This window comes from Paenibacillus sp. JJ-223, from assembly GCF_927798175.1.
GTDB lineage: Bacteria > Bacillota > Bacilli > Paenibacillales > Paenibacillaceae > Paenibacillus > Paenibacillus hubeiensis.
The window spans coordinates 485,693-507,097 of record NZ_CAKMMP010000002.1 but is presented as its reverse complement, the minus strand read 5'-3'; the positions used below and the strand labels follow the sequence as shown (position 1 = coordinate 507,097).

General features: G+C 48.7%; 20 protein-coding genes and 2 riboswitches. Of the genes, 14 read left to right on the top strand and 6 right to left on the bottom strand.

The genetic code is table 11. The features are described from left to right. Positions 1-182: 182 nt before the first annotated feature. Together L6H98_RS05760 and L6H98_RS05755 are read right to left on the bottom strand one after the other, a co-directional pair. A complete protein-coding gene (locus tag L6H98_RS05760) occupies positions 183-1,031 on the bottom strand; it encodes a hypothetical protein (protein ID WP_236413548.1) in 849 nt (282 codons plus the stop codon). A gap of 342 nt (positions 1,032-1,373) precedes the next feature. Continuing rightward, a complete protein-coding gene (locus L6H98_RS05755; RefSeq protein WP_236413547.1) occupies positions 1,374-1,733 on the bottom strand; it encodes a DoxX family protein in 360 nt (119 codons plus the stop codon). Between the two features lie 138 nt (positions 1,734-1,871). Between L6H98_RS05755 and L6H98_RS05750 the strand changes: the two genes are divergently transcribed. Beyond that, positions 1,872-2,225, top strand: a complete 354-nt coding sequence (locus L6H98_RS05750) for a helix-turn-helix domain-containing protein (RefSeq protein ID WP_236413546.1) — start codon at positions 1,872-1,874, stop codon at positions 2,223-2,225. Positions 2,226-2,309: 84 nt separating this feature from the next. On the opposite strand, the gene L6H98_RS05745 is transcribed toward L6H98_RS05750, so the two are convergent. Continuing rightward, entirely contained in the window at positions 2,310-3,731 is a 1,422-nt protein-coding gene (locus L6H98_RS05745; protein WP_236413545.1) for a DUF4179 domain-containing protein, read from the bottom strand. 19 nt (positions 3,732-3,750) lie between these two features. Next, on the bottom strand, positions 3,751-4,260 hold the full coding sequence (locus L6H98_RS05740) for a sigma-70 family RNA polymerase sigma factor (protein WP_343261346.1): 510 nt from the start codon (positions 4,258-4,260) through the stop codon (positions 3,751-3,753). Between the two features lie 514 nt (positions 4,261-4,774). Here L6H98_RS05740 and L6H98_RS31360 point away from each other — a divergent pair. The 3 genes from L6H98_RS31360 (at position 4,775) to L6H98_RS05730 (ending at position 7,991) form a co-directional block, all read left to right on the top strand. Then, complete coding sequence (locus tag L6H98_RS31360; protein ID WP_356722654.1) at positions 4,775-4,957, top strand: AMP-binding protein; 183 nt, start codon at positions 4,775-4,777, stop codon at positions 4,955-4,957. Next, on the top strand, positions 4,926-6,389 hold the full coding sequence (locus L6H98_RS05735; protein WP_236413544.1) for a class I adenylate-forming enzyme family protein: 1,464 nt from the start codon (positions 4,926-4,928) through the stop codon (positions 6,387-6,389). The genes L6H98_RS31360 and L6H98_RS05735 overlap by 32 nt, the downstream gene beginning before the upstream one ends. A gap of 378 nt (positions 6,390-6,767) precedes the next feature. Next, positions 6,768-7,991 (top strand): HAMP domain-containing sensor histidine kinase, encoded by a 1,224-nt coding sequence (locus L6H98_RS05730; RefSeq protein ID WP_236413543.1) that lies wholly within the window; start codon positions 6,768-6,770, stop codon positions 7,989-7,991. Here L6H98_RS05730 and L6H98_RS05725 read toward each other — a convergent pair. Together L6H98_RS05725 and L6H98_RS05720 are read right to left on the bottom strand one after the other, a co-directional pair. Continuing rightward, positions 7,958-8,266 carry a hypothetical protein gene (locus L6H98_RS05725; RefSeq protein ID WP_236413542.1) on the bottom strand — a complete coding sequence of 103 codons (309 nt, stop codon included), beginning with the start codon at positions 8,264-8,266 and terminating at the stop codon, positions 7,958-7,960. The genes L6H98_RS05730 and L6H98_RS05725 overlap by 34 nt on opposite strands. A gap of 39 nt (positions 8,267-8,305) precedes the next feature. Beyond that, positions 8,306-9,397 carry a GntR family transcriptional regulator gene (locus L6H98_RS05720; RefSeq protein ID WP_236413541.1) on the bottom strand — a complete coding sequence of 364 codons (1,092 nt, stop codon included), beginning with the start codon at positions 9,395-9,397 and terminating at the stop codon, positions 8,306-8,308. 440 nt (positions 9,398-9,837) lie between these two features. On the opposite strand from L6H98_RS05720, the gene L6H98_RS05715 reads away from it, so the two are divergent. From L6H98_RS05715 to L6H98_RS05670, 10 genes are all read left to right on the top strand, one after another. Then, positions 9,838-11,454, top strand: a complete 1,617-nt coding sequence (locus tag L6H98_RS05715) for an FGGY-family carbohydrate kinase (protein WP_236413540.1) — start codon at positions 9,838-9,840, stop codon at positions 11,452-11,454. A 1-nt stretch (position 11,455) separates the two neighbouring features. After that, positions 11,456-12,151: an L-ribulose-5-phosphate 4-epimerase gene (locus L6H98_RS05710; RefSeq protein ID WP_236413539.1), complete on the top strand. Its 696-nt coding sequence runs from the start codon at positions 11,456-11,458 to the stop codon at positions 12,149-12,151. Positions 12,152-12,217: 66 nt separating this feature from the next. Beyond that, on the top strand, positions 12,218-13,642 hold the full coding sequence (araA, locus tag L6H98_RS05705; protein WP_236413538.1) for an L-arabinose isomerase: 1,425 nt from the start codon (positions 12,218-12,220) through the stop codon (positions 13,640-13,642). A gap of 148 nt (positions 13,643-13,790) precedes the next feature. Beyond that, a complete protein-coding gene (locus L6H98_RS05700; RefSeq protein WP_236413537.1) occupies positions 13,791-14,573 on the top strand; it encodes an AAC(3) family N-acetyltransferase in 783 nt (260 codons plus the stop codon). Between the two features lie 299 nt (positions 14,574-14,872). Next, complete coding sequence (locus L6H98_RS05695) at positions 14,873-16,600, top strand: GGDEF domain-containing protein (RefSeq protein WP_236413536.1); 1,728 nt, start codon at positions 14,873-14,875, stop codon at positions 16,598-16,600. Positions 16,601-16,976: 376 nt separating this feature from the next. Continuing rightward, positions 16,977-17,432, top strand: coding sequence for a hypothetical protein (locus tag L6H98_RS05690; RefSeq protein WP_236413535.1), 456 nt, complete (start codon positions 16,977-16,979; stop codon positions 17,430-17,432). 38 nt (positions 17,433-17,470) lie between these two features. Beyond that, a complete protein-coding gene (locus tag L6H98_RS05685; RefSeq protein WP_236413534.1) occupies positions 17,471-17,893 on the top strand; it encodes an Imm7 family immunity protein in 423 nt (140 codons plus the stop codon). A 15-nt stretch (positions 17,894-17,908) separates the two neighbouring features. Further along, positions 17,909-18,274, top strand: a complete 366-nt coding sequence (locus L6H98_RS05680; protein WP_236413533.1) for a dihydroorotate dehydrogenase (quinone) — start codon at positions 17,909-17,911, stop codon at positions 18,272-18,274. A gap of 255 nt (positions 18,275-18,529) precedes the next feature. Next, positions 18,530-20,044, top strand: a complete 1,515-nt coding sequence (locus tag L6H98_RS05675; protein ID WP_236413532.1) for a malate:quinone oxidoreductase — start codon at positions 18,530-18,532, stop codon at positions 20,042-20,044. Between the two features lie 245 nt (positions 20,045-20,289). Continuing rightward, positions 20,290-20,377, top strand: a riboswitch (cyclic di-GMP riboswitch). 60 nt (positions 20,378-20,437) lie between these two features. Then, a riboswitch (cyclic di-GMP riboswitch) is annotated at positions 20,438-20,526 on the top strand. Between the two features lie 13 nt (positions 20,527-20,539). After that, entirely contained in the window at positions 20,540-21,340 is an 801-nt protein-coding gene (locus L6H98_RS05670) for a transglutaminase-like domain-containing protein (RefSeq protein ID WP_236413531.1), read from the top strand. The last annotated feature ends 65 nt before the right edge of the window (positions 21,341-21,405 follow it).

Sequence of the window (21,405 nt, the reverse complement as noted above, 5' to 3'; positions counted from 1 at the left end):
GAAACGACATTTACTACATGGAAATATATAACCATTTTACATATACAAACCTACCTGCCATATTCCTTCAAGCAGTATACGTACAACAAGGAGGCGATGAAATTATCCGCTTCTCAAACAAAGAGCCGTCCTCTAAAGGATGGCCCTACGTTTTGCCTCAACATTAAGTACGGAAACATCATTTATCCATGAAAATGTTCCACCAAAATCCCGCGTAAAACGTGTTTGTATTCCTCCATGTCATAGGACGAGTTGTCGACTTTTCTTTTGGCTATATGTAAGCCGGCGAATATGTCCTGTTCCAGTTCACGCCGTGCTTCAAGAACCTTTAACGTGCCTTCCAGGCCTGTGAGGTTATGACGTTTGCCGTAGCCTTGGTTCGTGTAATAATCGATAAACCCCTCGGACCATTCCCGCGGCCGTTCTTGTATGGCCTTCTTGAAAGAACAACCCAAATCCTGCTGTTCCACGTAAATCAATAATGGATTCAAACGTTCCACGATGTGCGCCAGTTGCGTAACATAGCCCATCACGTCTTCTTTCTTAGCATGATGCTTAATCATCCCGATCGTTACAGGGTTTTGGATGAAACAGCAATCAAACACAAAGGGATCGGGGCCGGCCCACGCGCGCTCGGCAAACCTCTTCCACCGATCCGTGATCAGCTTTCTGTTCTGTTCAAATGGCAGCTCGTAGATATCGTGTTTGAAAATGGATTTCATCCATTCATCGGGCAAGCTCTCACCGAATTTATTTTGCATTTTTCGATATTCCAAAAAGTAATGATGACCCTCTCGAATAGCGTGATCGCTCAATAGATCTTGAAATGGTCCATATGAACGCAGTAATTCAATGAATTCATGCTCTATAAAAAAGGCAACGCCATCATAATCGGCAGGATGATCCAAATTGCCTTCCAGAAACAATCGGGATGCAACGTTCATTTCCGCTAAAATTTCATGGACGAGCCCAGCCGTCGTCGTTTTGCCGAAACCAGGCAGCCCTTCGATGAGCACTAATTTCGATTGCATAATCAAGTTCCTCCTTCGTGGTTGGAGGATAAGCAGGCAAGAATCATAGAGACGCGGTTTCCCAAAAAATAAAAAGCAGATACCGTCAGGTATCCGCAGAATGGGTGTATGATGCACCTTTCCTGCATACCCTGCAAGATGAATTCCAAGCATGCCAAATCAACGAGTGTATTCACCCATAATTGAAGGCATCCTTTTGAATTCGTAATCTCTACAGCGTAGTCCACATGATAAGGTATATGCTCCTTTATTTGCATCTCTATGGTTCAGATTACCATTAAAGCGTAGTAAAAACAATCAAAGCGCTGCTCATACGATGCTTTTCGCCATCAGAAGGGCATATCATTCTAAAAAACGACCGATGGCAACCCATGCAGCCAGGACGAAAAAGACGACGTTCACGCCGATCTCCCGATATTCCTTGCGTGTGATGTGCAGCAGAGCGCCCAAAAGAACGATGATTGCCAGCGCAGTCGCGGCGATTGGCGTCAGAACAGGCCAAATATTCGTGGCCTGAGGCAGGATAACGCCTAGCGCTCCTAATAACTCGGCCAATCCGATCATGATGACGAGACCTTTGGGGAGGTCTTTGACCCACCCCCAAGATGCTTTGGCTTTTTCATGCTGAAACGCCTTCAACCACCCGGAGTAAACAAAGCCGAATGCCACAGCCCCTTGAATTATCCATAATACAACATTCATGAACATAGACCTCCTGATCACTTTATTCGTTACACAAGGTATAATAGAGCCTAACGACAAGACTCAGGAAGTAGGCACTTTATCTAAACCTGGTTAACAAAAAGTGACCTTATGAAACATAAGGGGGTGAAGCGTTCCATGGAAGAATATTGTAAATTCGAATCGGCATTGAACATTTTGGTGGGAAAGTGGAAACCGGTCATTTTGCTGCAGCTTATTTCGAAAGGCACCATGCGGTTTAGCGAACTGCAAAAGGCGATACCGGATATCAACAAAAAAATGCTCACTCAGCAATTAAGAGAGCTGGAATACAACGATATCGTGCATCGCGAGGTGTACAATCAGATTCCTCCGAAGGTGGAGTATTCCATTTCCGAGTACGGCAGAGGTTTAAGCTCCGTGTTGCAGGCATTAAATGATTGGGGCGTCACTCATCTTGAACATATGAGCAAGTTATATAAAAACGATCCTTTAGAAAAGAAATCGGAATGAAGCCGCTTATCGGTGCACCCGAAAAAGGCATGAATGGGAGATTAATACCCCCCATCATGCCTTTCTGTTGTGTTACATGTTTTCTTAGTTCGAGACCAGTTCAACAGACTGCGAATCCATGATCGGATTCCAGTATTGCTCGATCGCAATCGTTAAAGGTTGCCGATAATCCAAAGCCTCTTTTCCAAAATTTACGGCATAGTAGTCTTCAATGGAACTATCGGCTGTAGTGGACACGGAATGCCCGCCTTGCTTAATGGTTTCCGGTGATAACAAGTCGTGCTTGTTACCTTCCGCATCCGTGAAGTTATGCTCAAGCGACATGCCGAAGCTTTGGGCAGCCATCGCTTTTTCACGTTTAAAATACAGCAAAATCTCTCCATCTGCCGCCGGTTCTTCGGGTTCGATGATTTGAACGTATTGGTCCGGCGCCGCAACGATCTGTTTTTGACCCAGGTCGATGGCGATGTGCATCTCTTCTTTAGGCAGCGCGGCAATGCCGGATACCTTCAATGAAACGCCGTCCATGTGATCGAATGAGTTGCTTCTGAATACAAGCGTGACCTTGGAGTCGTCCGAAAACATGGTGTCCGGGTAATATACCTTCTCCCGTTCCTCCCCCTTTTCGCCGACCAGGACAGGGTTCAGCAGCTTGAAAATTTGCTGGTCATTGCTTGCGTCATATTCGAGATCGACGTACGTATTCAGTGGAGTGAATTGAACCTGGCTCACGTTTATTTTTTGCCCATCCACGACCAGTGTGCTCCTTGGGTGATAAATTCGATCCTTTTCCTCAAGCAGGTCAGGTTCAAGCGGGATCGTGAACTTCAAACGGCTCCGGTATTCGTTGCTTACGGCATCCCAAATTTTCAAGCCGATCGTGGCACCTTCCTTGTAGGAAGCAGCAGGTTCCAGGCTGGCCGTGTACACGTAGTAACCCGTTTCGCCGGGAAGGAGCTCGCTGCTGCTCGTGGCCTGCATGGATTGTGCTTTAAAGGAGGAGGCTTCGACGCCGCCGAAGGCCAGCGAATCGATCAGGGGATAGGCTGTATGATCGGTATTGTTTTGCGCGCTGTACATGATGTACGATTTACGTCCATCCGTAAACGCACCCGCAACATCGATGCGGAATCCGTCTTTCTCCACACTTTGGTTGATCGGCTTTACAAGCCCCTGATCCAGCGCGGCTGCAATGCCTTGATCCTGTTTGGCCATCGGCCGGAACAGCTCGACATCGATCGGCTGCTGCGTAGTTGTGGTTTGAACCACTTCATACGTTTTTTCACTTGAGGGAGCTCCCAGCGGTGAAGTCGTGAAGAACACGGATGCCGCAGCGGCTGCAATGACCCCGGCTCCGTATGCAACCCTGCGTCGTTTCATTTCGCGTCTCTTGCCTTCCGCTATTCCTTTGCGGATCGCCGTCGATAGTTTGATCTCCGCAATCTGTGCCTTTCTATGTACGTCCCTGGAATCTTGCGCCAGCATGCGCTGTTCTTTTTCCGACATATGGACACGCCTCCTGTCTCTACAGATATTTTCGAAGCTGCTTCAGCCCTTCCCGGAGCCAGCTTTTGATCGTGCCTTCGGGCCTTTGGAGCACTTTGGCGATCTGCGCGGTCGTCATGTCCTGGTAGTATTTCAGCATCACGACGTGACGGTGTTTAGGCTTTAATTTCACGAAGGCCCGCTCCAAATCGATTTGGTCGTTATGCTTCATTTCCTGGGTGGCTTCCTCATGTATCGTATCCGTCGGGGAAACCCGCTTTTGGCGTCGAAGCTCGTCCATACAGCAATTCGTCGTGATTCGGATCAGCCATGGCGTAAACGACTGTTCGTTTTTGAGCTTCTTTCGTTTCATCCATGCCCGGCAGGCCACTTCCTGTACGATCTCCAGCGCATCCGCTTCGTTCCGCATGTAGCTGTAGGCGACGGAATACAACTTGTGCTGTTCGCGGGTTAAGCGTTCGAAAAAAACGTCTTCATCCATGATCGAAAATGGCGTATCTTCTACGTATTGATTTCCCGTGTTTTCCAACCCTCACCGCCCCCTTCTGTCTTTTTTGTTCCGGTATGCGGCAGAAACCCCTTGAAATTGAAATTCTGTTCGTATGAAAGACGTGTCAGCACGGAAAAACGATGAATTTTTTCAAAAAAAATTATTCCTCCGGGCGACTGTATACATAAAAAAAAGAAAAAGCCCACCCACCTCACGGTGAATGGGTTGCTGAGGCCGGACGGGCCAACAGAGGCTTATCTGCCAATGGAAGTATATGTTTGTATGAAAATCGCTCATCTTTATGTAAAATTGGTCCAATTAAATGGCGGGTAAAATGACGGTTTGGAGTGGACAAAGCGTAGGGGAAGGGACCTAATTCCACTCGTGACTGCTATTCAGCACTGTGCTAGATAGGATTCCAAACCATTTATTTCAATGACTAATCAATTCGATCAAAACAATATATGCCTATAAACTCCTTATGTGTGGTATGTTCGAGCAATACCGAGTTTCCTGATCCGGTTATTCAATCCCATACGTGGAGGGCCGTACTATGCTTCTGTCGGAACGCCTGCCATTGGCAGCCAGTCTATACCCTGAGGAACCAGCGCTTTTAAGGCACGGTAAAGTTATGAATTATAGGGAAGTTCACCAAAATGCAGAACAAGTAGGCCAAGTCCTCTATGCAGAGGGGGTGCGGCCTGGTGATCGCATCGCTTTGTTGGGACACCCCTGATCCTCAATTGGTCATTGCCTTATATGCCGCTGTTGGGATTGGTGCCGTTCCATTAGCACCATCCCCTTTACTGACAGCTCCAGAGCTTGCGGCCATTCTGAAGGATGCCGAACCAAAGATCGTCATTCACGATCGCCGCTATGCCGATGCTGCGAAATCGGCGGCAGCGTTGCTGGCGAATCCGCCCCGCTTCATTACCGCGGAGGAGGGAGCAGTCGCTGTTTTCGCGGACTCCCTTAACGAAAGCAGCATCGAAACGTCGTCCGTTAGCACTTGCGGACGAAGTGAGGACGACGTGGCCGTATTGGTCTATACGGGGGGAACGACGGGCAGACCGAAAGGGGTCATGCATTCGCATCGCGGCATCGCTGCCTGGAACCAGGTCACGCCTTCTGCCGGTTTCGGATATGACATTGGCCGTCGCGTGCTGGTACTCAACATTTCGCATTTGGTGGGCCAGTTTCAGATATGGGCCACTATGGCTGCAGGAGGATGTCTTATCTTTTTGGATGAATATCCGGCAAATGTACACCGCATCCTGGAAGCGGTGGAACGCGACCGGATTACACATCTAAGCACGGTGGGACAACTGCTCCGTGACCTCAATCGTGAGTTCTCCGCGACCGATCGAGATAGGCGAAGCCTGAAGGTGATCGGCTGCGGGGGATCTATAATCGCACCGGAAACGCTGCGGGATTCGGTTGCGAAGTTTCCTGGCGCCTTGATGGTCAACAACTACTCGCAGGCCGAATGCGGCATGTCGATCAGCAGACTGTTTCCCGCTCAACATCTGCATGATCCGATCCGGCTTCAATCGGTAGGACGTCCTGCAGATTTGGGACTTCAAGGCGAGCAGGCTTTCGAAGTACGCATCGTGAACGAGCATGGGCGGGAGGCGCAAGTGAATGAACCCGGCGAAATCGTCGTTCGAGGCGCGCAGACGATGATCGGATATTGGCGTCAGCCGGAGGCCACCCGTGAAGCGATGATCGACGGCTGGCTCCGTACCGGCGATCTTGGCTATGTGGATGAGGGAGGGTATCTCTATGTGTTGGATCGGCTGAAGGATATGGTGATCGTTGGCGGCTCCAATGTATACAGCGCCGAAGTGGAGCAGGCGATTTTAGCTCACCCCCAAGTGGCTGATGTGGCAGTGGTGGGAATCCCGCTTCCTCTGGAGGGAGAGGCTCTCGTCGCTTGCGTAGTATTGCAGAAAAAGAGGGACAGCTTGAGTCTGGAACAATTGCATGCGTTCTGCGAAAAAAGCCTTGCTCGCCACAAGTGGCCGGCACATCTGATCATTCTGGATACGTTGCCTCGAACGATCGTTGACAAGGTAGACAAAAAACGGCTTCGCGAGCTGATTTCCCGGTCGATATCCACGCCCGAAATAGAACCAACTTCATTTTCCTCGAAGGTGGACCTGCATTGAAACATAGTTTGAAGCGGGGGTGCAAACCAATACGCTATGCGTTTGCCAACTCCCGCTTTATTTTTTGCCAGCATCGTTTCGGCAAATTCCACAAGTTTGGATGGACCGGCCTCCCGATTCACGTTTTCCCCGAATATTTGCTCAAATAACACTGAACCCCATGCCTTTTGCACGTAACAACCTCCTGAAAACTCGTAATAATAAAGAGGTTCATGGCAACTCCCTGTATTTCCTGCCCAGCTGTGGAAAAATTAAAATTACATAATAATAAAAAGCTTGTTATATTGTACACAACCAAAGATGAAACTGGGCTATATGGATGATCTTTTCATTCATTGAAAAGGAAGGACATCAATAAAAGGGTTAAGTGGTGAATTCATGAAGGAATTTTACAGTCAAGTGAACCGCAAAACATATTATATCATCATGTCTGTCGTCATCGTGCTGATGTTCGGCGGATTGATTCTGTCTACGACCGAGCTGGAGGAGATTAACCTCGGATACATCATCCATTTGTTGTGCGTAGCAGGAATATCGGCATGTTTATGGATGTATCCCAGGCGCGAGACCCATTTTTTTCGAAAAGTGATCATTCTGGCGGGGTTTGCTTATTTCTACACCCTGTTCTTTATGTATCCGGAGACGTGGACCACGTATATTTTCATTTCTCTCTTTCCCGCATTATCGATCCTGTTTTTTGATTCCAAGCTGTTCTATTTCTCGTTCACGGTCAACGGCATTTTAATCGCCTTCACGTTCTCGTACATCCTTTTGGTGGATCAGCGCAATGCCTATGCCTACTTGCACCAGGACGTGGTGGGCAATCTGATCAACATCGTGGCGATTCAACTATTAATGTTCCTGATCTTTCATCTCTCCTTCGTGAGGATGCGGAAACAGCAGCACTATTACGAACAATTGCAACAATCCGAGCGGCTGAAAATGGTCGCGCATTTGACGGCCGCCGTTGCCCATGAAATTCGCAACCCGGTTACGGTAGTCCGGGGGTTCTTGCAGTTTTTTAAAGAGGACCCTTCATTCTCCGAGTCAACCAAGAACAAATTTCAATTGATGATCGATGAACTGAATACGGTGGAACATATTACTTCCCAATTTCTGACCTTGTCGAAGCCCAGTGTAGACCAGCGTCCGGAGGAGGTAAATGTAAAGGATGTCGTGGAGAGCGTTGAGGGGCTGATCGGCTCCTACGCGATGCTGTCCGACAAACACCTCCGTATCCAAGCGGAGGAAGATTGCTTGATTTTCATCAACGAAATCGAATTCAAGCAGCTGCTCATGAATGTGATCAAAAATGCGTTGGAAGCTTCCGATGCAGGACAATCGGTTGCGGTGATGGCGAAGAAAGACCATGAATTCATTGAGATTAAAGTCATGGATGAAGGAAGTGGAATGTCCGAAGATGAGGTAAGGTCGCTGGGCACGCCCTATTATTCGTTGAAAAGCAGCGGAACCGGCTTGGGATTGATGATCTGTTTTAACATCGTGGAAAAATATGATGGAAAGATTCGCTATAACAGTGCGAAAGGGCGTGGCACCACGGTTACGATTCAATTTCCTGCAGCAAAGGGGAGCCGCCCATAACCAACCAAAAAGGAGATCTCCCAGAGATCTCCGTCATTGTCGGTTTTGTGGGCGAACAGCATATACGGAAAGGTATGTTCGCCTTCCACTTCACGGTAATCGCAAATGGCATTGACCAGACAAAGCTCGGTTGCCGTTTCGCCAAACTGTCCGGTGGACTGAACGAGCTTGTCGATGCTGCCGTCCAAACCATGCCATTCCGCTTCCCTCCCTCTGAATCCCAATGTATCATGCAGTGCGGGGTACACCCTTGCAGATCGCAACCAATCATGCATGCTTTCTGCCACTCATCCGCCTTGGCGTTTGCCACTGCGTTACTCCACTTCGATTTCCTTAACGGTTTCCCCTTCGACCAGCACAGGCTGATAATAGGTATGGGCGGCCAAGTCTTTCTTGCCTTGCAGTGTTTTGATGATCCAGTCTGCGGCGTCGCGTCCCATCTGCTCTTGGGGATGGGTCAGCGTCGTGAGCTTGATGTTGGCGTTTTTGGCGATATACGAGTTGTCCTGGCCGATGATGGAAAGCTCGTCAGGGATCGAAATGCCAAGTTTGCGGCAAGTATGAACCACCTCCAGCCCCACTTCGTCGTTGTAACAGACAATGGCGGTCAGAACGTCCCTGTTTTCGCTTAAGTACGTTTCCAGGCTGGTCGATAGATCCGGTTTGGATGCGGTATCGAACGAAAGCACCTGCTCGGGATGAAAACGCAATTTGGCTTCTCCCAGGGCCTTGATATATCCCTTCATCCGGTATTTCCCCTGCAAATCGTCCATTTTCGCGATAATGCCGATCTGGGCGTGGCCCTTGGCGATCAGTTCCCGCGTGGCGAGATAGCTGGACTGCACGTCATCCAGACAGAAGAAGGGCACCTCCAACTCCTCATAATAGGCATTAATCATCGTAAACGGCACGTCCTGTTCTTTAAAAGAAAGATAGTACGCGATATTAGGGTTGTATAAATTGCTCTTGGTAGGCTCGACAATGAGACCGTCCACGCCGTAGGACAGCATCATTTCAAGCGCCTTTTTCTCCTGGGCGACATCATTGTTGGTGCTGGCAAGCAGCAGCGAATAGTTGTCTTCATTCAATCGGCTTTCAATGCCGCGGATGATGGAAGGAAAGATGTAATCCGAGATATAGGTCGTGATGACACCGATCGTTCTTTTCGAGGCGTGGCCGCCGGACCGCAGCCTGTATTGGTTGCTTACATAGGTCCCCGAGCCCTTTTCGCTTCGCAGAAAACCTTCGTTCGACAGCTCCAAAATGGCTTTCCGTACGGTCTGGCGGCTTACGTTATAGCTCTCCTGCAACGCCGACTCGGTCGGGATTTGTTCTCCCACGTTGTATGTCCCGGCGAGGATATCGCTTTTGATGTCATCGATGATGATTTGATACTTTGGCTTCACGTCATCCACTTCTTTCATTGTCGTTTCATATATAAAAAGTCGTTATCGAAATAGTTGTACGTACATATTTTATCATGATTGCGGCGGGATGGGAACGAAAGGTACATATTTTTGAAATGAACCGTACAATTTGCGGGTGAAACAGGGATGTGTACTTAACAGTATAGCCTGGTAAATGTAAGAATAGTCCACTATAGCGGCAATTTTCACGGACTATGTAGGTATAACTATTATATTTTATTGACAAATGTACGTACAAAAAATATACTAAGGCTGTCAGTTGGAGAAAGCGCCTTCTTGAAGGGGACGAAAAAGTTCTTCGAGTAAAAGGCCGCTTATTTTCGATACGAATTCATGAATTCAATATATTTTTTGCGCTTTTTTAGCGATGCCATCCTTCGGATTTAAAACTTGCGATCAGAGAGGGGACAAGCGTGATCATGAGTCATTTGGACATGAAAGAAGCGATTGCCAAGGGAGCGACTTCGCTTGGGATCGAATTTGGATCTACGCGGATCAAGGCCGTGTTGATCAACGAGCGTTTTGAAACCGTCGCGTCCGGAAGCTACGAATGGGAGAATCTCCTGAAAGACGGATATTGGACATACAGCCAGGAAGATATCATCGCCGGCATGCAGACGGCCTATCGCGAAATGAAGCAAGAGGTCGAGCAAAAGTATGGAGTGGCCCTGCGGACCGTAGGTTCCATCGGATTTTCCGCCATGATGCACGGATATATGGCGTTCGATAACAAAGGCGAGCTGCTGGTACCGTTCCGGACATGGCGGAACGCCACGACCGGCGCCGCAGCGAAAGAGTTGACCGAGCTGTTCCAGTTCAACATTCCAGAGCGCTGGAGCATTGCCCACTTGTACCAAGCCATCCTGAACGGGGAAGAACATGTGCCTCGCATTGATTTCCTGACCACGCTTGCCGGATACATCCACTGGCTGTTAACGGGCAGCAAAGCGATCGGCATCGGCGATGCTTCGGGGATTTTCCCGATCGACGAGGCCTCGCATGACTATCATCCATCCATGATCAAGCAATTCAGCGAGCTGATTGCTGCCAAAGGATATCCATGGAAGGTCGAGGATCTGCTTCCCAAAGTTTATCTCGCCGGAGAACGTGCAGGCGACTTGACCGAGGAGGGCGCCAAGCTGCTCGATCCATCGGGGGATTTGCAGGCAGGCATTCCGCTCTGTCCTCCGGAAGGCGATGCCGGAACCGGCATGGTTGCGACGAACAGCGTGAGAAAGCGCACGGGTAACATCTCGGTCGGCACGTCCGTATTTGCGATGATCGTATTGGAGAAGGAGCTGTCCAAAGTATATCCCGAGATCGATATGGTCACGACGCCGGACGGCAGCCCTGTGGGCATGGTGCATGCCAACAACTGCTCGAGCGACATCAACGCATGGATCGGCTTGTTCCGCGAATTTTCGGAAGCGATGGGATTCGAAGCCGATACCGGCAAGCTGTTCAGCGTCCTGTTCAACAAGGCGCTTGAAGCAGAGCCGGATGGCGGCGGTTTGTTGAGTTACGGGTACTATTCCGGCGAGAACATCACGGGCATCGACAAAGGCCGTCCGTTGTTCGTCCGTTCGCCCGAAAGCCGCTTCAACCTGGCGAACTTTATGCGCACGCACCTCTTTACCGCCTTTGGCGCGCTGAAGATCGGGATGGACATTTTGACGAAGAACGAGAATGTGGCCATTGATAGCATTTTGGCCCATGGCGGGCTGTTTAAAACGCCTGTCGTCGGACAACGCATCGTGGCTGCGGCCATGAACGTGCCGGTATCGGTCATGTCCACCGCAGGCGAAGGCGGAGCATGGGGCATGGCGCTCCTGGCTTCCTATCTGATCAACAAGGATCAAGAAGAGAGCCTGGATGTCTTCCTTGAGCAGAAAGTGTTCAGCGATGTTGCTGGAGAGGAAGTTGCGCCGGATGCATCCGACGTCAAAGGATTCGAAGCATTTATCGAGCGCTACCGGAAGGGATTGGCCATCGAGCAGGCCGCCGTCGACCATCTGGTAGAGAACGGGAGGGACTAACATGTTGGAACAACTGAAACAGGAAGTCTACGAGGCGAATCTGGAATTGCCGAAGCACGGCCTCGTCAAATTCACTTGGGGCAATGTCAGCGCGATCGATCGGGAAAGCGGTCTGTTCGTCATCAAACCGAGCGGCGTCAGCTATGACAAAATGAAACCAAGCGACATGGTCGTTGTCGATCTCGACGGCAACGTGGTGGAAGGCGAGATGAGACCTTCCTCCGATACGGCGACGCATGCCGTATTGTATAAGCATTACTCGGAGATCGGCGGTATCGTGCACACCCACTCCACATGGGCGACGATCTGGGCGCAAGCCGGACTGGACGTGCCGGTGATGGGTACGACGCATGCAGACACGTTCTATGGCCCCGTGCCTTGCGCACGCTTTTTGAACCAGGAGGAAATCGACCGCGGGTACGAAGCCGAAACCGGCCGCGTCATCATTGAAACTTTCGAGCAACGCGGTTTGGATGTCATGGCGATCCCGGCGGTACTGCTTCATGGCCATGCACCGTTTACTTGGGGCAAAGATGCCAAGTCGGCGGTCGTGAACAGTGTCGTGCTGGAGGAAGTGTGCAAAATGAATCTGTACGCCCGTCAATTGAACAACTTTGCGAAGGAGCTGCCGCAAGGCATCCTGGATAAACACTATTTGCGCAAACACGGCAAAGACGCCTATTACGGGCAGAAATAAATCGGACATCAGCACAAGCGGAACAATGTTTGAAAAACATAAACCATGGAAAAGAGGATGATCGATATGACAGCAACAGCAGCTAAAGAATTTTGGTTCGTTGTAGGTTCGCAGCATCTGTACGGGGATGAGGCGCTGGGCGAGGTTAAAGCGAATGCACAAAAAATCGCGGATGCCCTGAACGCAAGCGGCGTTCTGCCATACCCGCTCGTATTGCAGGATCTGGCCGTCAGCGCGGACAAAATCACAAGCATCATGAAGGAAGTCAACTATCGCGACGAGGTGGCGGGCGTAATCACGTGGATGCATACGTTCTCCCCGGCGAAAATGTGGATCCGCGGCACGAAATTGCTGCAAAAGCCGCTGCTCCATCTGGCAACCCAATTCAATGAGAGCATCCCTTGGGCGACGATCGACATGGACTTCATGAACTTGAACCAAGCGGCGCATGGCGACCGCGAGTATGGGTTCATCAATGCCCGCCTGAAAAAACAAAATAAAATCGTCGTTGGCTACTGGGAGCGTCCTGAAGTGCAGAAGCAAGTCGCGGATTGGATGGACGTAGCCGTTGCTTATAACGAAAGCTTCAACATTAAAGTGGCTCGGTTCGGCGACAACATGCGCAACGTGGGCGTTACGGAAGGCGACAAAGTGGAGGCCCAAATCCAGTTCGGCTGGACCGTGGACTACTTCGGCATCGGCGACCTCGTGCAGTACGTGAATGCTGTGACCGAGCAAGAGATCGACGATCTGATGAGCGAGTATGCAGAGCTGTATGAATTCGACTACGGCACGTACAGTAAAGAAGATTGGGAAGCCAGCGTGCGCGTGCAAGCGAGCTACGAGATCGCGATCAAACGTTTCTTGGATGATGGCGGATACACCGCTTTCACGACAAACTTCGAAGACCTGCACGGCATGAAGCAGCTGCCGGGTCTGGCCGTTCAACGTTTGATGGCCCAAGGCTATGGATTCGCCGGCGAAGGCGACTGGAAAACGGCTGCGCTTGACCGTTTGCTGAAAGTGATGGCTCATAACGAAAACACCGGTTTCATGGAAGACTACACCTACGAGATGGCAGCAGGTCAGGAAGCGATTCTGCAATCCCACATGCTTGAAGTTGATCCGACGCTGGCGAGCAACAAGCCAAAAATCATCGTGTCCCCACTTGGGATTGGCGATCGCGAAGATCCGGCACGTCTCGTATTTGACGGTAAAGCCGGCGAAGGCGTAGTTGTTTCCATGGCTGACTTCGGGACACACTACAAATTGTTGATTAACGAAGTCTCTGCCTTCGAACCGACGGTTCCGGCTCCAAAACTGCCGGTGGCCCGCGTGCTTTGGAACGTGAAGCCGAACTTCCAGGATGGGGTCAAAGCCTGGATCGAAAATGGCGGCGGTCATCATACCGTGGTATCCCTGAATTTGACGACAGATCAAATCGTGACCTATGCCAAACTGGTTAATTTGGAGTACGTGGTCATTAAGTAATTTGGCCATCATTCACGCATACGATTTCTTATGAAGCGGCCGGAGGCAACCCTCCGGCCCTTTCTTATGTGGTTGGATAATTTATCCTTCCATTGTACAACGGTCAACGGTTTTCTTTTATAATACTTAAAAGGAGGTATTGATAGTTATGCATACTCAAGCAAGCTTGCTTCAGCAGCTCCAACAGCTCGGCATCGACGGCAAGGGCACGTTGCTCATGCATTCTTCCATGAAAAGCATAGGTGAAGTCGAGGGCGGAGCCGACACGGTACTTGATGCGTTAACCGAATACATGAAAGAGGGACTGCTCGTTTTGCCCACGCATACGTGGTCCACGATCAATGCGAGCAACCCAATGTTCCACGTGGAATCATCGCCATGCTGCGTCGGCATTTTGCCAGAGCTTTTCCGCAAACGCCCTGGCGTGGTTCGTTCATGGCATCCGACGCACTCGGTAGCCGCTCTCGGTCGGGATGCAGAAGCGTTTACGAAAGATGATCATCTGTTCGACACGCCTTGTGCGAGAGGTTCGGCATGGGGCAAACTGCTGGATCGGCAAGCGACCATTATTTTGGTGGGCGTAGATCTGAAACGGAATACGTTTATCCATGGCGTTGAGGAGTGGGTGGACATCCCAGGCCGGTTGACGGACGGACATGAACCGTTATGCACCGTTCTGCCCGATGGAACGAAGATACGGGTACCTTCACGCAGACATTGCGGATTGTCCTGGTCCGAGCACTTTTGGAAGGTGGACGAGGTGCTGGAGCGAGAAGGGGCGATGTACAAGGGGAAACTTGGCGATGCGGTGGTGAGGGTTTGTAATGCTGCAAAAGTAGCAGAGGTGATCACAGGGATGCTGCGGGAAAATCCCGATCTGTTCTCGGATAATGAACCGCTGAAAGACGATTTGTACGACCATACGCGGTAACGGAGGACCATGAATCGCGGAATTTCCTCCGGGTGTGCCAAGCCTGGTTTGAAACGTTCAAAAGTCGTCAAAACTTCACGGAATTGATTTCAGAAATGCTCAGAGGTTGGCTGGACTGCCATTGTGTGGGCTACTCAGTCCCTTTGCGGTGTGATAAGATGTGGTTTAATTAACCAATAACAACTGTGAGGCAATCCCTTTCTGAAGGCTATTGAAGTCTTATTAAAGGTTCATTTCAGATTCAAGGAGTATACTGTTCCATGATATCGTAGTTGTTGAATCGACAAAGGAGAAGATTTGTGAGCCCATCAGCGTGGTATGATCTCTTTCTATTCGTCCTCTTGTTTGCGTTATATGTCTATGTTTTTGTTACCGTTAGAATTACGAACTTACATAAGGTGTACTTTCTTTTTCACGGTTTGATGATGATCTGGCCGTTCTGCCAGTTTGCCATTGACCTGACGGGCAATCTCAGCTTGCAATGGTTTTACGTGACGCTTTCCTTTGTTGCCGTATCGCTCCTCGGAAGCGGGTGGTTGTTGCTAACCTATTTCCTGACAGGCGAAACAGATCGATTAAGGAATAGGAAAAGGAAAACCGTCTTTTTGTTCGTCCCTGCGGTCATTGGAGCTACAGGCGTCGTGCTGAATCCGTGGAACTGGTTCGTGACGCCGCTGGGCGGCGGATATGCAGAACGTTCCTACGGCCCATGGTTTTGGGTGATCCTTGCAATTCTCGTGAGCTACTTTCTGGCATCCCTCTCCGTCTTGTTCGGAGCGCTTCGTTCTTCCCGGACGCTGCCTGCGATCAAGAAGCAGGTCGTTTTCACATTGTGGGGTCTCTTCGTGCTGGCTTCTTTCGCCGGTTTGGATGCCCTGCTTAACGTCGTATTCAGACCATGGCTGCCGATTATTCCGGGACTGACCTCATTGGGCATCTTTCTGTCCGGGTTGTTCTTTGTCTATGTCATTAAAAAATACAATGTGTTTGATCTCGTCTCCATTGCGCACGAGGATGTCATTAACACCATTCCCCATGGAATTCTTGTATTGGACGAGAACGAAACCATTGTTGAAGTCAACAAGGCACTGCGGTCATTCATGGATATGAACGTGGGCGATACGTTTGATTTGGATGCGTTTTTGGAATCCGTGCGGGCGGAGGGCAAGGTCCGCGAGTTTGCGGAACATTACAAACGAAAAGAAAACATTTTGTCCCAGATCGAAATCATCGTGGAGAGGGACTTTGTTCGCCGGTTTATTTTGCAATCCTCGCCAATCGTTGATTCGCGCCTTGTCCCTATCGGACATATCCTTACGTTTCAGGATGTTTCGCAGGAGCGTTATCTCGTTGAAGAATTGAATCGACAGAACATAGTGCTTCAAGAACGAAACCATTCATTGGACCGCATTAGCAGCGAGTTGTCCAAAGCTAATCAGAAGCTGGAAGAACTGGTCGTTACGGACAGTTTGACGGACAGTTATAATCGCCGTTACTTGACCCAGCAGTTGACGCATGAAGTGATCACTAACATGCAGTACAGAATCCCGTTTTCAATGATTCTCTTTGATATTGATTTCTTCAAAGGGATTAATGATAAGCACGGGCACGTCATCGGCGACGAAGTTCTCCATCGCATGGCGCTCATCGTCAAACAGTCCATCCGCAGCACCGATATTCTGGCCCGGTACGGCGGGGAGGAATTTATGATCTATCTTCCGCATGCAGGCAGCAATTTGGCCAAACAGGTCGCGGAACGCGTGAGATTATCGGTGGAAAGAAATCCTATGGCACTGGGGGAGGACGAGGAACCGGTTTCCATAACAGTGAGTATGGGAATTTTATCGGTGGAGGATTTCCAAACCGTTCAAGTGCCTGACAGTCCGGAAGGATTTTTGGTTCAATTGTTCGCCGCCGTGGACAAAGCCTTGTACCAAGCCAAGCATAACGGACGAAATCGAGTTGAATTTGCGGAATTGAAATGGATTGCAGCGGGAGATGGTTCGTCTGAGACGGAAGTCTCTTGAGAAGTGAAGGCTGCCGACGGGACTGTGGTCTATGGTGATAAAGCCGCTGTGATGAAAGCATTATTTTGTTATTTACAGGCCATTCGTCAAAGAATTGGCCTGTATTTTTCGTTGTATCAGAATATGCTTGTGACAAGACGGGATGGTCTCAGGAGCCTTACCCATCTCACTAGCTCACCAACTGACAAAAAAATAGGAGGCATACGTCTAGGTGAATCAATAAAGCGCTCAGATATACCATTAGGGTCAGCAGCTTATGCATTCTAAAGATTGCGCCCAATATTCGAGAGTTAGAGATGCGTCAGTTACCCGTGTTTTACTTTTTATTTTATAAAATACAAGCACTAAAAGGGTGAGTTTTGGTTTTGGGGGGAGTATGAATATTAGATATATATACAGTATTGAATATAATGAGCATTTCAACGAAGTGATACTCGATTTTAGTTTGGATAAGTCATTAAAAAATGGTTATCTGATCACTAATTCGCTAGGGACTGATATCTTTGGAGATTTTGCTGCTATTCAGGAAGAGATCAGAGGGTTACTCGAGCTGTTTACCGGGAAAGCAACCTTTCATGGCGGCGGTGGCAATGTGAACCTAATCCATTCTGATGCGAAGTACACTACCTTTGAAGACATATTCGCTGAAGAAGGCGTGGAAGATTCTACGTGTACTATTGATACAGTAGAATACATGAGAATAATTCTTGTGTGGGCCAAGAGAAATGTTCAATATAAAAGACACCGAGGCGTCATGGATCAAGGACATGCGGAACTATTCGAAGATTGGATAAACGAAACAATCGTAGCGATCGATATGATTGAGAGTTAAATAGTAAGCATCTACAAGCGTGGAAGGGTGAAAATGCGATGTATGAGTACCATGGTTGGGCGACAATTCGAGCGAGTGCTTCTTTTGATAATGATATGGATGAAGCCCCGATTGTTCAAGAAATACAAGATTACATTCATGAAATGAATTGGACTAGCGGCGTGTTGGATATTAGGGCAGTAAACGGGGATTTCCAAGTTTGGATCGCTGGGCTAGATAATCATAAGCCTTCGGAAAGAGTTGATCCGATCAATGTATTCAAGAAGATTGGAGATGTGGCTCCGGGTTCATACGGAATTTTGTACATAAGGGATAGTGATGACGTTGAGTCATTTAATATATTTAAGGTGTATACACTAATTCGAGGAGAAGTAAGGGGGCATGATGATCCGTTTCTATCGCCGTTTATACCGAAGTTAGAAGACCCGGACCCAGAATGTCTTTCAGAATCATACCCGTAACAAGGAGATAGGACTATGGAAATAATAAACAGTAAATATTATGAAGGTTATGAGGGCGAAGGAGAAATACAGTTTATAAGGCACTTCTCAAATGGAGATAAGTATGTAATAAGAATATGGGATGGTTATTTTGACGAAATAATGGGGGGAATACAGCCGGAGCAAGACGGGTGGACAGGTTTGGCATATTATTACCATGTTGAAGAGCCTTGGTGGGGAAAACCATGGAAGATTCCAAATATACAAATCGTATTAAAACAGCTACAAGAAATAAAAACCGAGCATTTGAATGCGGAGGCCAAGGACTTACTTGTAGAGCTTTGTAATATATTGTCCAACTCCTGGGAATCAAACGAATCTGTATGGATTGCTGATGAGTAAGCTTCACTTGAAAAAAGAAATCTTTCAGGGATATAAGCGGGTTAGCGGAGGGGAACAAATTAGAGTATACTAACTATTAGAGCAAATATCTTCAAATTACATATTTAACTCTATCCATAATATTGATACACTATGTGTAGAACATTATTTATACAGAAAAGGTGTGAGCCAGCTCCACAGACCGGCTTGCTTCAATGCCATATCGACAGCGCTTACATCCTTTCGGCAAATCTTAGGGTATAAGGACGGTTAATAATGAGCCACGGACAAACGAGTACAGATGTGATCTTGATTGGTGCCGGAATTATGAGTGCAACATTGGGAACCTTGCTGAAAGAATTGGAACCCGACTGGAAGATAAAGGTATTTGAAAAGCTCGCCACTGCGGGAGAAGAAAGCTCCAACGAATGGAATAACGCCGGAACAGGGCATGCTGCGCTATGTGAACTCAATTATACCGTCGAACGGCCGGACGGTTCCGTAGATATAAGCAAAGCCATTAAGGTTAACGAACAATTCCAGATTTCACGGCAATTTTGGGCTTATCTCGTCAACAGCCGCCTGATTCGAAATCCGCAGGATTTCATCATGCCGCTTCCCCACTTGAGTTACGTGCATGGCGAGCAGAACGTCCAGTTTCTGAAAAGACGTTATGAAGCCTTGTCGAACCATCCTTTGTTCAAAGGCATGGAGTTTTCGGACGATCCGGCGAAGCTGAAGCAATGGATTCCTCTGATGATGAAAGGGCGTACCGGAAACGAGCCGATTGCAGCGACCAAAATTGACTCGGGTACGGACGTTAACTTTGGTGCTTTAACGCGTATGCTGATGGAACAATTGAAGAAAAGCAATGTGGGTATCCACTATCAGCATAGCGTCAAAAACATGAAACGTACGAGCGATGGCTTATGGGAATTGACGGTGAAAAACCTCAAGAGCGGGGCGACCGAGCGCCACAGGGCCAAGTTCGTCTTTATCGGAGCGGGCGGAGGCAGCTTGCATTTGCTGCAGAAGTCGGGTATTCCGGAAGGCAAACACATCGGTGGATTTCCGGTAAGCGGTATTTTCATGGCTTGCAAAAACCCGAAGGTCGTCGAGCAGCACCATGCCAAGGTATATGGCAAAGCCTCGGTAGGTGCCCCGCCAATGTCGGTGCCGCATCTGGACACCCGCTACATCGATAACCAAAAGTCGTTGTTGTTCGGGCCGTTTGCAGGTTTCTCGCCGAAGTTCCTGAAGACCGGTTCAATGACTGACCTGATCACCTCGGTGAAACTGCATAACCTGTTGACCATGCTGGCAGCCGGCGTGAAGGAGATTTCGCTGACGAAGTATCTGATCCAGCAGCTGATGCTGTCCAAAGAGCAGCGCATGGAAGAATTGCGTGACTTTGTACCGGATGCCAAAAGCGAGGACTGGGATTTGGTCGTTGCCGGCCAGCGCGTGCAGGTAATCAAGGATACCGCTCAAGGCGGCAAAGGCACGCTTCAATTCGGTACGGAAGTAGTGACTGCGTCGGATGGTTCGATCGCTGCCTTGCTGGGGGCTTCTCCGGGGGCATCCACTGCTGTGCATGTCATGTTGGAAATCCTTCAGCGCTGCTTCCCGCAGCATATAAGCGCATGGGAGCCTAAGATCAAAGAGATGATCCCTTCCTACGGCCAGTCATTGGTGGAGAACGTGGAATTGCTCAACAGAATTCATGCTTCGACCGCCAAAGCCCTAGGCCTGGCAGAGAAGAGGGGCTCCAGTTCGGTGATGAACGGGTAACCGTTGTCGTTGAAGTGCATATACAAGGAAAGAGCTAAGCCGGTTTCAAGCCGCGTTTAGCTCTTTGTTTTTTATATTAATGGTTCGAATCTCCCAACAATTCCTCCCTGGCAGCATACCATTGGTCTATGAGATGGGAACGTTCGAAATGTAACCTTGATTATTCGACAAAAGCGGCGCGATTTGGAAGATTTCTACTTGTCGAATGGGGCGGTATTTGATATGATGTAATCACCAAAAGCAAATCACGATAACGGCAAACTTGTCGAAAGGCAAGGACGCAAAGCTACAGGGTCTTCTTGACATATTGTCAAATGGCAGCCAGCTACCGAACGAAAGTGCTTTTTTTGTTTTTTATTGGACAAATATCCACTAAAACGCAGTAAAACTCAATAACGATAATGGCAAACCTGTCGAAAGGCAGGGACGCAAAGCTATAGGGCCTTCTTGATGCATGATCAAATGGCAGCCTGGCTACCGAAGGGGGTTTACAGCATGCGTAACGCTGTGTTCGCCATGGTAGGACTATTTGTCTTACTCTTATACGCACCGGTTGTACAAGCTGCGCAGTCTGAAGATTGGCTGGGTTTGGACCAGCTTGATCGCGGAGCAGTTGTCATCCATTATGACGTGAAATCCGATGTAAAGACTAAGCTTATGATCGCCAAAGGACAGGAAAAATATACATATACGCTGCTGCCGGGTAAGTCTCGGGACGTTTTCCCGCTGCAAATGGGGAACGGAGACTATACAATCACTGTGTTGGAACAAGTCAGCGGCACCAAATACAAGGTCGTTCAAGAAGGAGCCGTCAAGCTTCATCTGAAGGACAGCAACAACGTATATCTGAACTCGATTCAGAATATTGATTGGTCTGATAATGAACAAGCTGCACAGCTTGCTAAAAAGTTAGCCCGGTCTGCAAAAACGGACCAAGAAAAAGTACAAGCTGTATACGACTATGTGATCGGTAACATTCGTTATGACAAAGTACTTGCATCGAGAGAGTTAACGGACTATCTTCCAGATAACGTCCGCACGATCATGGATCTCAAAGGGATGTGCTACGATTATGCTTCCTTGCTTGCATCCATGCTGCGGAGTCTCGATATACCGACCAAATTGGTAATGGGTACTTCGGATTATGTAGATGTATACCATGCATGGAATGAAGTTTACCTCAACGGGCAGTGGATCACCATCGATACTACCGTCGATGCCGCTTGGAAAACGCAAGGTACTTCGTTCAAAATGATTAAAGACGCTTCGCACTACACAGCATCGAAAATTTACTAATATTCTCGTGAATATAAGCTTTGGACGCACATGTCCAAGGCTTTTTCGGGTTTGTTAAGAAAATG